Genomic DNA, 13,141 nt, shown 5'->3' on the forward strand with positions numbered 1-13,141 from the left:
AGGAGGGCTCCACGCCTGGTGGATGGTCATCGGCGCGAGTACACCGGCAGCGGGATCTCGAAGTGCACCGTCTGGTGGGTGTCCGGGCGCCCGTCGCGGGCGTCGTGGACGGGCACGGCCACCGACCGCCAGAACCCTTCGGCGCCCTCGATCCGGGTGTCGGTGTGCAGGTACAGCGCCCGGTAGCTGGCCTCAGAGGCGACGAACTCGGTGGCCAGGTCCACCAGTGCCCGGGCCAGCCCCCGGCGCCGGTGCTCCGGCCGGACGTACACCCGGAACAACTGGGCGGTGCTCTCCTGCGGGTACCGGTCGACCAGGAACCGCGGATGCGGTGGGCTCTCCGGTGCCGCCGCCCGTACGGCGGTGGTGCCGACCACCTCGTCCCCGAGGGTGGCGACGAACAGCGCGTGACGGGCCGGCCGCAGGTAGGTGTCGGCCAGGTCGATCACGTCGGCGTGCCACTGTGGGCGGTAGCCGTGACCGAAGTCGTGGTAGAAGGTGTCGAGCATGACGCTGCGGGCACCGGCGAGGTGCCGGGGCGCGGCCTGCCGCACGGTGTGGTCGCCGACGAGGTGTCCGGTCACAGTGGTTCGCTCGCTTTCATGATTACATGCTCGGTGGGGCGCAGCAGGGCGCGGGTCAACGGTTGCCGACCGGCGGTGAGCAGGTCCGCGGCCGGGCCGTGCTCGACGATCCGGCCCTGGTCGAGGACGACGACGTGGTCGGCGAGCCGGGCCACGACCTCCCGGTCGTGACTGATCACAACCAGGCTCAACTCCTCCGTCCGGCGTAACTGCCCGACGAGGTTGAGGATGCGGTCCTGGGTTCCGGCGTCGAGCCCGGAGGTGATCTCGTCGCAGATCAGCAGCCGGGGCCGGGCCAGCAGGGCACGGGCCAGGGCAGCGCGTTGTAGTTCCCCGCCGGAGAGCCGCTCGGGGTGCCGGCCGGTGAACTCCCCGGTGAGGCCCACCCGGGTGAGGACGGCCTGCGCCGCGTGGCGGGCCGCCGCCGTCTCCAGGGCACGCAGCCGTACCGCGACCCGGGCCACCTGGTCGAGCAGCGGCAGGTACGGGTGGAAACTGGCCCGGGGGTCCTGGAAGACGTACTGCACGGCGGCGAGGTCGGCCCGGCCGCGCCGGTCGAGGCTCGCCGCCAGCCGCCGCCCGTCCAGCTCGACGGTGCCGCCGGCCGGTCGGTGCAGGCCGGCGATGCAGCGGGCCAGCGTGGTCTTGCCACTGCCGGACCGGCCGACCACGGCGACGCACTGCCCGGCGGTGATGCTGGCGTCGATGCCGTGCAGGACGGTGTGCCGGCGGGCGCCGTCGCGGTGCCGGGCCATCAGTCCCGTGATGCGCAGCACCGGGGGCCGGTCCCGGTCGGGTCGGTCCCCGTCCGCCGGTCGGTCGTCGACGGCTGCGGCGGGCGGCTGGTGCAGGGCGAGGACCTCGGCGGTGGGGCCGGTGGCGCGTACCGTCCCGTTCGCCAGGACCAGGGTTCGGTCGGCGACCAGGCGTACCAGGTCCAGATCGTGGCTGAGCAGCACGACGGCCAGGCCGGCCGTGGCGAGTCCGCGCAGCTCGGTGGCGATGTCGGCCCGGTTCAGGTTGTCCTGTCCGGTGGTGGGTTCGTCGGCGATCAGCAGCCGGGCCCGGGACAGCAGCGCGTGGGCGAGGACGAGACGCTGCTGCTGCCCGCCGGAGAGCTGGTGCGGGAAGCGGCGCAGCAACTCCCGTCCGTTCGGCAGGCCCACCCGGGCGAGTGCGTCGGCCACGGCCCGGCGGAGCTGCGCCCGGCCGGTCGCGCCCGCGGCGGCGTGCCGGTGGGCGATCTCGCGGAGCACCGCCCCGATCCGGCGGACCGGGTTGAGCACGGCAGCGGGCTGCTGGGGTACGTAGGCGACGGTGCCCGGTGACGGTGGGCGGTCCGGGGTGACCGGCTGGCCCGCGATCTCGATCCGGCCGGTGAGCCGTACCCCCGGCCCGGTCTCGCCCAGCAGGGCGCGGCCGGTGGTGGTCTTGCCGCTGCCGGACGCCCCGATGACGGCCAGGACCTGCCCGGCCGCCACGCCGAACGACACGTCGTCGACCAGTACTCTCCCGTCGCCGGTGCGGGCGCCGAGCCCGGTGACACGGACCAGCGCGGGACTCACCGGAGCACCTCCGCCGGATCCCGGTCGACGGTGGACCGCCGGCCGGCCAGCAACTGGTCGGCGACCAGGTTGACGCCGACGGCCATGGCCACGATCAGCGCGGCCGGTACGACGACCGCCCAGGGTTGCAGGAACATGCCGGTCCGGTTGCGGTCCACCATCACCGCCCAGTCGGATGCGTCGGGTGCCACCCCCACGCCGAGGAAGCTGGCGGTGGCCACCAGGTACAGGGCGCCGATGAACCGGACCCCCGCGTCGGCGAGCAGCACCCGACGGATGCCGACGGCGACGTAGCCGACGGCCCGCCGCCACCAGGTTTCCCGGTACAGCCGCATGGCCTCCATCACCGTGCCGTGTGCCAGCGGCAGCGCGGCGGCCCGGGTGACCCGGGCGATCTCGGGCAGGGCGATCAACGCGACGATCACCGTCAGGGTGGCCGGGCCGCGCGGCGCGGTGGCCGCGACGAGGATGAGCAGCAGCAGGGACGGTACGGCCAGCAGCAGGTCCAGTGGCCGCATCAGCAGCTCGTCGACCGGGCGGTGCCGGGTCGTCGCGGCCAGCAGTCCCACCGGTACGCCGACCAGGTACGCCAGCGCGGTGGCGGTGAGCGCGACCAGCACCACGGACCGGCCGCCGAGGAGCAGTTGGTCGACGACGTCCCGGCCGACGAAGTCGGTGCCGAGCGGGCCGGCCGGGTCGAACGGGCGCCCGTGCCCGGCCGGGCCGTTAACCAGCAGCGGCCCGGCCAGGGCGAGCAGCAGCGGTCCGCCGAGCAGCACCGACCCGGCGACGGTTCGCAGCCCGCGGTTCACCGCGCACCCGCCGTGCGTGGAGCGAGCCGGAACGCCACCAGGTCGGCGGCCAGGTTGACGGTTACGGTGGTGACCGCGACCAGCACGCACAGGCCCTGCACGGTGGGCACGTCACGGGCGGTGACCGCGTCGACCAGGGCGGTACCGAGGCCGGGGATGACGAACACCGCCTCGACCACGATCACCCCGCCGAGCAGCCAGTCGGTGGTGCGGGCGAGCTGCTGCACCACCGGGGCGAGGGCGTTCGGCAGCGCGTGCGCCAGCCACCGTCGGCGGGCCGGGATGCCCAGCCGGCGGGCATGGGCGACGTACTCGGAGCGCACCGCGCCGACCATGCCGGCCCGGGTGAGCCGGCTGATCGAGCAGATCGGTCGGGCCAGCAGCACCAGCAGCGGCAGCACCAGCACCGCCGGCTGGGCCAGCAGGTCACCGCCGGTACCGACGGCGGTGGGCGGGAACCAGCCCAGATGTACGCCGAACAGGGCAGCGAGCAGGATGGCCAGCGCGAACTCGGGTACGGCGTAGAGGCCCACCGCCACCGCGGACAGTGACCGGTCGAGCCGGCCGCCCTCGCGGCGTGCCGCCAGCATGCCCATCCCGACGGCGAGGGGAACGAGCAGCAGCAGGGTCGCCGCGGCCAGCAGGACCGTCGGTGCGGCGGTGGCCGCCAGCACCTCGGTCACCGGCCGGTGCGAGATCAGCGATACACCCAGGTCGCCGTGCAGCAGGTCGACCAGCCAGTCCAGGTAGCGTTCCCCGGCCGGTCGGTCGAGTTCGAGCTGGGCCCGGATGAGCGCGATGCGCGCCGGGTCGGGCTGGTCGCCGGCGATCACCACCGCCGCGTCCCCAGGCAGCGCCTCGGTGAGGACGAACACGGCGGTGGCGACACCGGCGACCTGCCCGACGCCGAGCAGTAGCCGCCCGGCGGCGTAGCGGGACAGGCTCAACCCAGCCAGACCTTGTCGAAGCGGGCCCAGTCCAGGGTGTTGGCAGGGGCGTCGGCGGAGACCCCGCCGACGTTCGGGCCGGTGGCGACCAGGAAGTCGGCGAACCCCCAGATCAGGAAGCCGCCCTCGGCGTGCAGCATCCGCTGCATGTCGTCGTACGTCTGCCGGCGGGCCGCCCCGTCGGCGGTGGACACCGCCTTGGCGTAGAGCGCGTCGAAGTCCGGGCGGGCCCAGCGGGTGGCGTTGGTGGTGGAGTTGGTCAGCAGCCGCTGGGAGATGTGCGTCTCGATCGGCATGGCCCCGGAGCGGTAGCAGGCCAGGACCCCGTTGGTCAGGATGTCCTTCCAGTAGGTGTCCTTGTTGCCGGTGGCCGGTACCACGGTGAGGCCGACCTGGCGGGCCTGGTCGGCGAGCACGGTGGCCGCCTCGACGAATCCGCTGGCCACGGCGGCGGTGTCCAGGGTGATCCGCAGCCCCTTCGCGCCGGCCCGGTCGATGAGGAAGCGGGCCCGGTCGAGGTCCCGGGTGCGTTGCGGGATGTCTGCGGCGTAGTACTGGTAGCCCTTGCCGTAGAGGTCGTTGCCGACCTGGCCGGCACCGGAGAGGACCGTGTCGACGAGCTGCTGCCGGTCGGTGAGCAGGAACATCGCCTCGCGCAGGTCCCGGTTGTCGAACGGCGGCCGGTCGACCTTCATGGTGAAGCCCTGCATGGTGCTGTTCGCCATCCGGGTGATGGCCACCCGTCGGTCACCGGCGTGGGTACGGGCGGTGGTGGGGGTGATGTCGTGTGCGTACTCCACCTGCCCGCCGAGCAGCGCGTTGATCCGCGCCGACTCGTCGTTGCTGATCAGGTACTCCAGCTCGTCGAGGTACGCCGCCCCGTCCCAGTGCTCGGGGTTGCGCTTGAGCAGCAGCGACCGGCCCGGCTGGAAGGAGTCGAAGACGAACGCGCCGGAGCCGACCGGCCGGTCGAAGGTCTCCGTGCCCTCCGGCACGATGTAGGCGCCGAACGCGGCGAGCAGGTTGCCGAACTCGGCGAACGGGCGGGTCAGAGCGAACTCGACGGTGCGTTCGTCGACCGCCCGGCTGGCCCGCAGGTCGATCATCGCCAGGCTGGCCTTCGCCCGGAACGTGCGCTTGGGGTCGGTGATCCGGGCGTAGCTGGCCAGCACGTCGGCAGCGCGGACCGGGCGGCCGTCGTGGAAGGTGGCCTCGCGCAGGCTGACCCGCCACCGGGTGAGATCGGCGGTGGGTTCCCAGCGCTGCGCCAGGCGCGGCTGGATCGACACGTCCGGGCCGTAGTCGGCGAGCTTGTCGTACATGGCCTTGGCTCGGGACGCCTCGACGAAGAGGTTCGCCAGGTGCGGGTCGAGGGTCTCGTTGGCGCCGCCCCCGGCGAATGCGGCCCGCAGCCGGCCGCCGCGCCTGGGCTGCCCGGTCGGGGCGGTGGCCGGCGCGTTGTCGGTACCGCAGCCGGTGAGCAGCACCGCGGAGAGCGCGGCGGCACCGCCGAGCAGGCCGCGACGGCTCAGCCCGCCTGCGGTGCCGGTCAGAAAGGGAGTCATGCGTGGCTTGTCCTTCCGAGGGTGTGCGTGGTTCGGGCCGCGTCGCCGCGGCGGCGGGCGACCAGGTGCAGGCGGTCGCCGGAGAGCGTGGTGGACAGCTCGGCGTCCGGCTGCCACGGCGGTTCGGTACGCGGGCCGGGCAGGTCGAACAGGGCGAGTACGTCGAACCCGGCGGTGTCGAGCAGGTGCCGCAGTTCCAGGGGGAACAGCAGCCGCCAGGCGGAGTTCTGCACCAGCGGCTGCCCGCCGCCCGGCCAGGTCCAGACCCGTTCCCGGCGCAGCAGTTGCGCGGCGTGGTCGATCCAGAGCCGGGTCCGTGAGGTGTAGGCGACGCCGCGCCAGGTGACCGTGCGGGTGCGTGGGGCGTCCAGCAGGTCGGTGTTGCCCAGGAAGTACGCGCCGTTGCGCATCTCGGCGACCAGCAGCCCGCCGGGCACGAGGTGGGCGTGGCAGCGGTCCAGGAACGCGGTCAGGTCGGCGTTGCGGTGGCAGTACAGCATCGCGCTGTCCAGGCAGGTGACGACGTCGAAACGGGTACCGAGGTCGAAGTCGCGCATGTCGGTGGCCACGAACCGGACCTGCCGGTGGTGCCGGCGGGCGTGGAGCAGCATCCGGGCGGAGGTGTCCAGCCCGGTCGCCGCGTACCCGATCCGGGCCAGGTGGCCGGCGTCCCGGCCGGTACCGCAGCCGATGTCGAGCAGCCGCCGTCCCGGTCCGCCCTGCGGGGCGAAACGCCGCACCAGGTCGTCGACGAAGGTCGCCGCCGCATGATGCGGGTCCGGGAACTGCGCCTCGTACAGTTCGGGGTTGTCGGTGAGCAGGTTGGCCGTGGCCACGACCGGGTCGGTCATGCGGGCACCTCCGCGTCGACGGGTACCGGTCGGGGTCCGAGCCGACGCCGGCGGTGCAGCAGCCGGACCGCTGCCGCCGAGGCCAGGCCGAGCGCCGCGCAGAGCAGCCAGGCGCCGGCCGGCACCGCGGCACCGTCGCCCATCACCCGGCCGACCGTCGTGGTGGCCGCCGCCGCGACCACTCCGGAGACCAGGTAGAACAGGCCGAAGTAGGTGCCGGTCAGGCCGGCGCGGGCGAAGCCGGGGATCAGTTCCAGTACGAACGGCTGGGCGATCATCACCCCGACGGCGAGCAGCACGGCTGCGCCGAGGACGGGCAGCAGCCCGACCGGCCCGGCGCCGGCCGGTAGCAGCGGCAGCAGGAAACCGCTGCCCATGGCCGCCATCCCGACCGTGATCGCGGTGCCCCGGGCCATCCGACCGGACAACCAGCGGGTCAGCGGGACCTGCCCGGCCAGGGTCACCACGGTCGACGCCACGAACAGTGCCGCCACCGCCACGGGTGACCCGGTGGCGTGTTCGGCCTGGACCGGCAGGACCAGGTAGAGCTGGTTCTGCAGGGCGAACATCGCACTCAGCGCGAGGGTGAAGACGAGGAACCGGCGGTCGGTGAGGCACTCCCGCCAGTCCCGGCCGAGGGCCTGCCCGCTGCGCGCCACCGGCTGCGGGGGCAGGACGAGTGCCTGCGCGACGGTCAGTGCCGCGAAGACCGCCGCCGCGCCCCACGCGGCGGCGGTGAAGTCGACCAGCAGCAGCGCGCTGCCGACCAGCGGGCCGAGCAGCGCGCCGGCGCTGGCGAACACGTTGAAAAGGGCGAACGCCTCGGCCCGACGGTCGGGGGCGGCCTGGGCGAGGTAGGCGCGGACCGCCGGGTTGAACAGCGCCCCGGCCAGCCCGGACAGCACCGACGCGGCGAGCAGCGCCGGCAGGGACACCCCGAGGGCGAACACCGCGAAACCGACGCTACGCAGCGCACAGCCGGCGATGATGACACCCCGGGCACCGAGCCGGTCGGCGGCGGACCCACCGATCAGGAACATGCCCTGCTGGCTGAGGTTGCGTACCCCGAGCACCAGCCCGATCAGGGCGGCGGAGAGGCCCACCTCGTCGGCGAGGTACCCGGCGAGGTAGGGCAGCAGCATGTAGAAGCCGATGTTGACGCCGAGCTGGTTGACCACCAGCAGCCGGACCGGCAGCGGGAAGCTGCGCAGCGTCGCCCAGGTGGCGGTCATCGGGGCGCCACCGCCCGGTCACCGGTACCGGCCGGGGTGACCCCGAGCCCCGACGTGCCGGCCAGCCGCAGGGTCCCGTCGTGACCGCCCAGGCCGGTCCACGGGTCGTCGGCCAGCAGCAGGTGCCCGTCGAGGTCCACCCAGCGGGCCCGCGCGCTCAGGTGTACGGCAGGGGCGATGCCGAGGGAACTGGCGACCAGGCAGCCGAGCATGATGTCCATGCCGTAGCCGGTGGCGACGTCGATGATCTCCCGGGCGGCGGTGATCCCGCCGCACTTGGCGAGCTTGACGTTGACCCCGGCCACCGCTGCGGCCAGCCGGTGCACGTCGGTGACGGTGACGGCGTCCTCGTCGGCGACGACCGGCACCGGGGTACGGGCCGCGATCCAGGCCAGCCCATCCGGGTCACCGGGTGGCACCGGCTGTTCGACGGCGTCGACGCGGTGTGCCGCCATGGCCTCCAGCAGCCGGACGGCCTGCTCGGCGTTCCAGCCGCCGTTGGGGTCCAGCAGCAGCCGGGCCTGCGGGGCGGCGGCCCGCACCGCCGCGACCCGGGCCAGGTCGGTCGCGTCGCCGGCCTTGATCTTCAGCGTGGTGAAACCGGCTGCGACCAGCCGCCGCGCGGCCGCGGCCGCCGCGTCGGGCGCGACCAGCCCGAGGGTGTACGCCGTGCCGACCGGGGTGCCGTCGCGCAGCCCGAGCAGTCGGTGCACCGGTACGCCGGCCCGCCGTGCGACGAGGTCGTGCACGGCGGCGTCCAGCGCGGCCCGTACTCCGGGCGTCACCGCCCCGGTCAGCGTGGACAGGTCCGCGTGCAGTGTCTCCGGGTCGGGGTAGCCGGCGATCCGGCCGGCGACACCGGCCAGCGTGGTGATCGCCGTGGTCAGGTCCAGCCGCTGGTAGTTGCTGGTCACCAGCTCGCCGTGGCCACTGACCCCGTCGTGGCTGACGGTGACCTGCACCGCGTCACGTCCGGCCATGCTGGACCGGGAGATCCTCAGCGGCTCACGCAGCACCAGCGGGTACGACCGCCAGGTCAGTTCCATGCCGGCCCCCGTGCCCCGCCCGGTGCAGCCGTGCCCGGTGCCGTGCCGCTCGCCGTGGTCTCGCGCCGCCCGGTCGGACCGACCGGGTCGACGACGACCCGGCAGCGGCTCCACCGGCTCACCTCGACCGCCTGTGGATGATGGATCTCCACCGGATGCCCCCGGGTCGGACCGAGCAGCCCGTGCCGGGCGCAGTAACCGTCGTCGAAGATGGAGTCGAGGTAACGGTGCGGTCCGTCGGGGAAGACGGTCAGTACCCTGGCGCCAGGCTGGGTACGGGCCGCCCAGGCGGATACCCGGGCCACTGCGCCGGTGCTCCACCCGCCGGTGACGAAGTTGCTGGTCGCCAGGCGCCGGCAGCTGTCCACCGCCTCGGCCGGGCCCACCCAGTGCACCTCGTCGAACGCCCGGTAGTCGACGTTGCGGGGGTGGATGCTGCTGCCCAGGCCCCGCATCAGCCGAGAGCGGGCCGGCTGGCCGAAGATGGTCGAGCCGACGGTGTCGACCCCGACCAGTCGCAGCGCCGGCCAGTGCCGGCGCAGCGCCCTGGCCAGTCCGGCGCTGTGCCCGCCGGTGCCCACACTGCACACCAGCACGTCGACGGCGTCGACCTGCCCGGCGATCTCGTCGGCCAGCCCGGCGTAGCCGGCGGCGTTGTCCGGGTTGTCGTACTGGTCCGGCCAGTACGCCCCGGGCAGGCCGGCCCGGATCTCGGCGAGCCGGTCGAGGCGGGCCTGCTGCCAACTGCCCACCGGGTGCGGTCGGTCCACCACCTCCAGCCGGGCCCCGTACGCGCGCAGCAGGGCCCGCATCGACGGTTCCAGCTCACCGTCGACGACCAGGACCACCGGGTGCCCGAGGGCCTGCCCGGCGAAGGCCAGCCCGATGCCGAGAGTGCCGCTGGTCGACTCGACCACCGGGGCACCCGGGCGCAACTCGCCCCGCATCCGGGCTCCGGTGAGCATGGACACCGCCGCGCGGGCCTTCATCCCACCGGGGCTGAGACACTCCACCTTCGCCCAGAACCCGTCGTGCGGGTACGGCAGCGGGGTGTCCACGAACAGCACCGGGGTGTGTCCGACCAGGTTCAGCAGGTGCGGGGCGGTCACGGTGCCGCCCGGTACTGGTAGAGCGGCGTCGGGCCGCCGTCGAGCCAGAAGAACGGGTACGGCTCGGCGGACACCGCGGTCACACCCGTGCCGACGAACCAGGGAAGCACCCCGCTGCCGGTCTGGGCGAACATCACCAGCGGGGTACCGGTGGCCGCCGCGTGTGCCAGCAGCGGCGCGAAACTGCCGTTGCCCAGGGTCATCCCGGAGGCCAGGATCGCGTCGGCCGCGCCGAGCAGCGCCTGCGCGTCGGGCAGGCAGGCCTCGTCCCACTCGGTCCGGCCTCCCGCGTAGTCGCAGGGCAGGTAGCGCAGACCGCGTCGGCGCAACTGCTCCAGCAGCGAGTTGACCACCCCGATCACCAGTACCGTCTGCCCGGGTGTGCAGGGCAGCAGGTCCACGACGGCCGCCGCGCGGGCGGTCGACTTCGCCAGGGACGTACCGGCGGGCACGGTCAGCACCGTGTCGGCCGCGTCCAGGTGCGGGCGGACCGTGAGCAGGTACGCGTCCAGCGCCGCGACCCGCACCGGCAGCGCCGGATGGGTCAGCAGCTCCGCCACCGACTGGCCGACGCAGGCGTAGGCAACGTCGTCGGGCAGTTCGTCCGGCTCGACGGCGCACGAGCCGACCGCCGCCCCGACCCGCAGGCTGAGCACATGGTTGCGGTAGCCCCGGCCCCGGGTGACGTGCCGGGCTCCCTGGCGGGTGACGAAGCCGACGCTGACCCGCTGCTGTGCCGGATCGGGGCCGACCCGGCCGTCGCGCACGTCGGTGACCAGCGCGCCGAACGACCGGTACCCGGGTCGGACCGCCGGGCCGGTCACGCCGGCACTCCGGCCGGCACCCCGGCGTACCCGACCCGCAGGCCGGCGACCAGCCGGTCCGCCAGCGACCGGGCGCCGGCACCCGTGGGGTCGACGACCATGACGTGACCCAGGTAGTGGTTGTTGCTGCTGGCCTCCCCGGCCCGGTGCCCGGCCGGTTTCACCGCCCAGTCCACCACCCGGGGCTCGGCGGCCACCGCCTCGGTGCCGGTGATCCCGGTGACCGTGCCGGGGCGTGGGGGTAGCAGGAACGCGATCGCCGCGCTGCGTACCCCGGTGTCGGTCGGGGTCAGGTCGGGCCGCTCGCCGAGCGCCAGTTGCGCGTACCCCATCGGCAGGTCGATGCCGGTGACCCGGCGGACCAGTTCGGTGATCTGGTTGCCCGCGGGCCGGGGGTTGACCTCCACCACCCGGGGGCCGTCCGGGGTCAGCCGCAGCTCGGTGTGGGCCACGCCGTGGTCGAGCCCGACCGCGGCCAGGGCGGCGGTGGCCGTCGCGCCGACGGCGCGGGCGAGGGCGGCGTCGACGGGCGCGGGGAACATGTGCCCGCTCTCCACGAATCCGGAGGTGCCGGCCAGGCTCTTGTCGGTCACCCCGATCACGGTGGTGACGCCGTCCACGGTGACCGTCTCCACACTCACCTCCGGCCCGTCCAGCAGTTTCTCCAGCAGCACCAGCGGCATCCTCGGCTGGCGTCGGGCGTTGACCGGGAAACCGGCCAGTGCGTCGTAGGCCGCCCGCAGTTCGGTCCGGTCGTCCACCCGACGGACGTACATGCCGGCGCAGAGGTCGACGGGTTTGACCACCAGCGGGTAACCGATGCCGTCGGCCGCGTGGCTGGTAGCGGTCCAGCCCTGGGTCACCGCGAACGCAGGCTGGGGGACCCCGGCCCGATGCATCGCGGCGCGGGCCAGATCCTTGCGGTACGCGCACTCCACCGCCTCCGGCGCGGCGCCCGGTAGGCCCAGGTGCGCGGCCAGCCGGGCGACGGTGCCGAGGTAGTAGTCGCAGGAGGTGACCACCCCGTCGAAGCGCAGCACCCGATGGACGTCCTCCACAAAGGACATCAGTCTCGGCAGGTCGTTGGTCTCGGTCGTCAGCACGTTCTCGGCCGCCAGTAGCGGGTGCGGCCTGTCTGTCGGCGCGCTGCGGAGGTAGTGGTGCAGGTCGCGGGTCAGGAACGAGAAGCGGTGACCGACCTCTCGGATGGCCCTCGGTAGCAGGCCGCTCATGGCGCCTACCCAACTCTCGACCACCAACAGATGCGCCATCGCCGACTCCGCTCCCTGCGACTACCGGATTCGGTGATGGTAACGGTTTTCATTTCGAATGACTAGGTCGACACTCCCGTCACATCTGGTGTGGATCGGCCCGGCTGACCTCGTCGATCAGGCCGGCGAGCAGTGCCGTCCGGGGTGCGACGGAGCCCAGGTCCAGCCATTCCGAGGGGCTGTGGTCGTTGCCGCCGACCGGGCCGAGCCCGTCGAGCACCGCCGCGCCGGCTTCGGCGAGAAGGTTCGCGTCGGCGCAGCCACCGGTCGCGGTGTGTGACACCGGTACGCCGAGCCCGGCGCCGACCTTCGCGGCGAGTTCGGTGAGCCGCTGCCCGGCCGGCCCCAGTTCCCACGGTGGGGTGGGGGCGTGCACGGCCACCTCGGCGCGCACCCCGCAGACCCACGGCTCGACGACCAGGCGGCGGATCTCGGCGAGCGCGGCCTCGTACTCCCGGCTGTGCCAGGCACGCAGGTCGACGAGCATTCTGGCCCGGTCCGGGACGACGTTGGGCCGGTCGCCGGCGGTCAGGTGGCCGACGTTGACGGTGACCCCCGGCCACCGGCCGTTGAGGGCGTCCAGGGCGACGGTCAGCCGGGCGGCGGCGAGCAGGGCGCTGGCTCCGCGTTCCGGTTCGATGCCGGCGTGGGCGGCCCGACCCCTCAGGGTGACCTCCAGGTCGGCGACGCCCTTGCGCGCCGACACCAGGTCGCCGTTGTCGCGGGCGCATTCCAGGCAGAGGGCCACGTCGGCAGCGGATCCGAGGGTACGCAGCAGCGTCCGGCTGCCCGTCGACCCGATCTCCTCGTCGGGGGTGCAGACCAGCACCAGCTCGGCGTACTCCGTCCGGTCGAGCGCGAGGAGGACCTCGACGGCGGCCAGACCCGCGAGCACGCCGCCCTTGTCGTCGCTGACCCCCGGTCCGTACGCGCGGCCGTTCTGCACCCGGAACGGACGGGCGGCGGCCGTGCCGGGCGGGAAGACGGTGTCGAGGTGGCCGGCGAGCAGGATCCGCCGGCGGCCCCGGCCGCGGTGCCGGCCGATCAGCACGTCGCCGAGGGGCCGGCCGGACGGGTCCGCCACCGGTTCCCGCTCGACGGCCATGCCGGCTTCCAGGCACCAGGTCTGCATCAGGTCGGCGACCTGCCGCAGGCCGTCCACCTGTCCGGACCCGGAGTCGATGTCGACCAGCCGGGCGAGTCGCTCGTGGTAGGGGGCGAGCCGGTTCCCGGCCGCCGCGAGCAGCTCCGCACTGTGCAATGCCCCGCCGCTCACGGTGCCTGCCTTTCGTTCGGGGCTGCGGGGCTCCGCTTCGCTGCACTCCTCGCGCTCAC

12 protein-coding genes are annotated in these 13,141 nt (G+C 73.9%); all 12 read right to left on the minus strand.

What is annotated here, in order from left to right; translation table 11 throughout:
* Positions 1–26: 26 nt before the first annotated feature.
* Positions 27–584, minus strand: a complete 558-nt coding sequence (locus AC5L34_RS15645; RefSeq protein WP_494825580.1) for a GNAT family N-acetyltransferase — start codon at positions 582–584, stop codon at positions 27–29.
* The gene (locus AC5L34_RS15650) at positions 581–2,149 is read right to left on the minus strand and encodes an ABC transporter ATP-binding protein (protein WP_494825582.1); all 1,569 of its coding nucleotides are present in this window, start codon (positions 2,147–2,149) and stop codon (positions 581–583) included. Before AC5L34_RS15650 ends, AC5L34_RS15645 begins: the two co-directional genes overlap by 4 nt.
* Positions 2,146–2,961, minus strand: a complete 816-nt coding sequence (locus AC5L34_RS15655; protein WP_494825584.1) for an ABC transporter permease — start codon at positions 2,959–2,961, stop codon at positions 2,146–2,148. The genes AC5L34_RS15650 and AC5L34_RS15655 overlap by 4 nt, the downstream gene beginning before the upstream one ends.
* Positions 2,958–3,908 carry an ABC transporter permease gene (locus AC5L34_RS15660; protein ID WP_494825586.1) on the minus strand — a complete coding sequence of 317 codons (951 nt, stop codon included), beginning with the start codon at positions 3,906–3,908 and terminating at the stop codon, positions 2,958–2,960. Before AC5L34_RS15660 ends, AC5L34_RS15655 begins: the two co-directional genes overlap by 4 nt.
* Complete coding sequence (locus AC5L34_RS15665; RefSeq protein ID WP_494825588.1) at positions 3,905–5,473, minus strand: ABC transporter substrate-binding protein; 1,569 nt, start codon at positions 5,471–5,473, stop codon at positions 3,905–3,907. The genes AC5L34_RS15660 and AC5L34_RS15665 overlap by 4 nt, the downstream gene beginning before the upstream one ends.
* A complete protein-coding gene (locus AC5L34_RS15670) occupies positions 5,470–6,324 on the minus strand; it encodes a class I SAM-dependent methyltransferase (protein WP_494825590.1) in 855 nt (284 codons plus the stop codon). The genes AC5L34_RS15665 and AC5L34_RS15670 overlap by 4 nt, the downstream gene beginning before the upstream one ends.
* Positions 6,321–7,556 carry an MFS transporter gene (locus AC5L34_RS15675; RefSeq protein ID WP_494825592.1) on the minus strand — a complete coding sequence of 412 codons (1,236 nt, stop codon included), beginning with the start codon at positions 7,554–7,556 and terminating at the stop codon, positions 6,321–6,323. Before AC5L34_RS15675 ends, AC5L34_RS15670 begins: the two co-directional genes overlap by 4 nt.
* The gene (locus AC5L34_RS15680) at positions 7,553–8,602 is read right to left on the minus strand and encodes a dipeptide epimerase (RefSeq protein WP_441175943.1); all 1,050 of its coding nucleotides are present in this window, start codon (positions 8,600–8,602) and stop codon (positions 7,553–7,555) included. The genes AC5L34_RS15675 and AC5L34_RS15680 overlap by 4 nt, the downstream gene beginning before the upstream one ends.
* Positions 8,593–9,711, minus strand: a complete 1,119-nt coding sequence (locus AC5L34_RS15685) for a PLP-dependent cysteine synthase family protein (protein ID WP_441175942.1) — start codon at positions 9,709–9,711, stop codon at positions 8,593–8,595. The genes AC5L34_RS15680 and AC5L34_RS15685 overlap by 10 nt, the downstream gene beginning before the upstream one ends.
* Positions 9,708–10,535, minus strand: coding sequence for a Rossmann-like domain-containing protein (locus AC5L34_RS15690; RefSeq protein WP_441175941.1), 828 nt, complete (start codon positions 10,533–10,535; stop codon positions 9,708–9,710). The genes AC5L34_RS15685 and AC5L34_RS15690 overlap by 4 nt, the downstream gene beginning before the upstream one ends.
* A complete protein-coding gene (locus AC5L34_RS15695) occupies positions 10,532–11,767 on the minus strand; it encodes an ATP-grasp domain-containing protein (protein WP_494825594.1) in 1,236 nt (411 codons plus the stop codon). Before AC5L34_RS15695 ends, AC5L34_RS15690 begins: the two co-directional genes overlap by 4 nt.
* Before the next feature lie 118 nt (positions 11,768–11,885).
* Positions 11,886–13,082 (minus strand): M20/M25/M40 family metallo-hydrolase, encoded by a 1,197-nt coding sequence (locus tag AC5L34_RS15700; RefSeq protein ID WP_441175939.1) that lies wholly within the window; start codon positions 13,080–13,082, stop codon positions 11,886–11,888.
* Between the last annotated feature and the right edge of the window lie 59 nt (positions 13,083–13,141).

It is taken from the genome of Micromonospora sp. ZG13 (assembly GCF_059359355.1).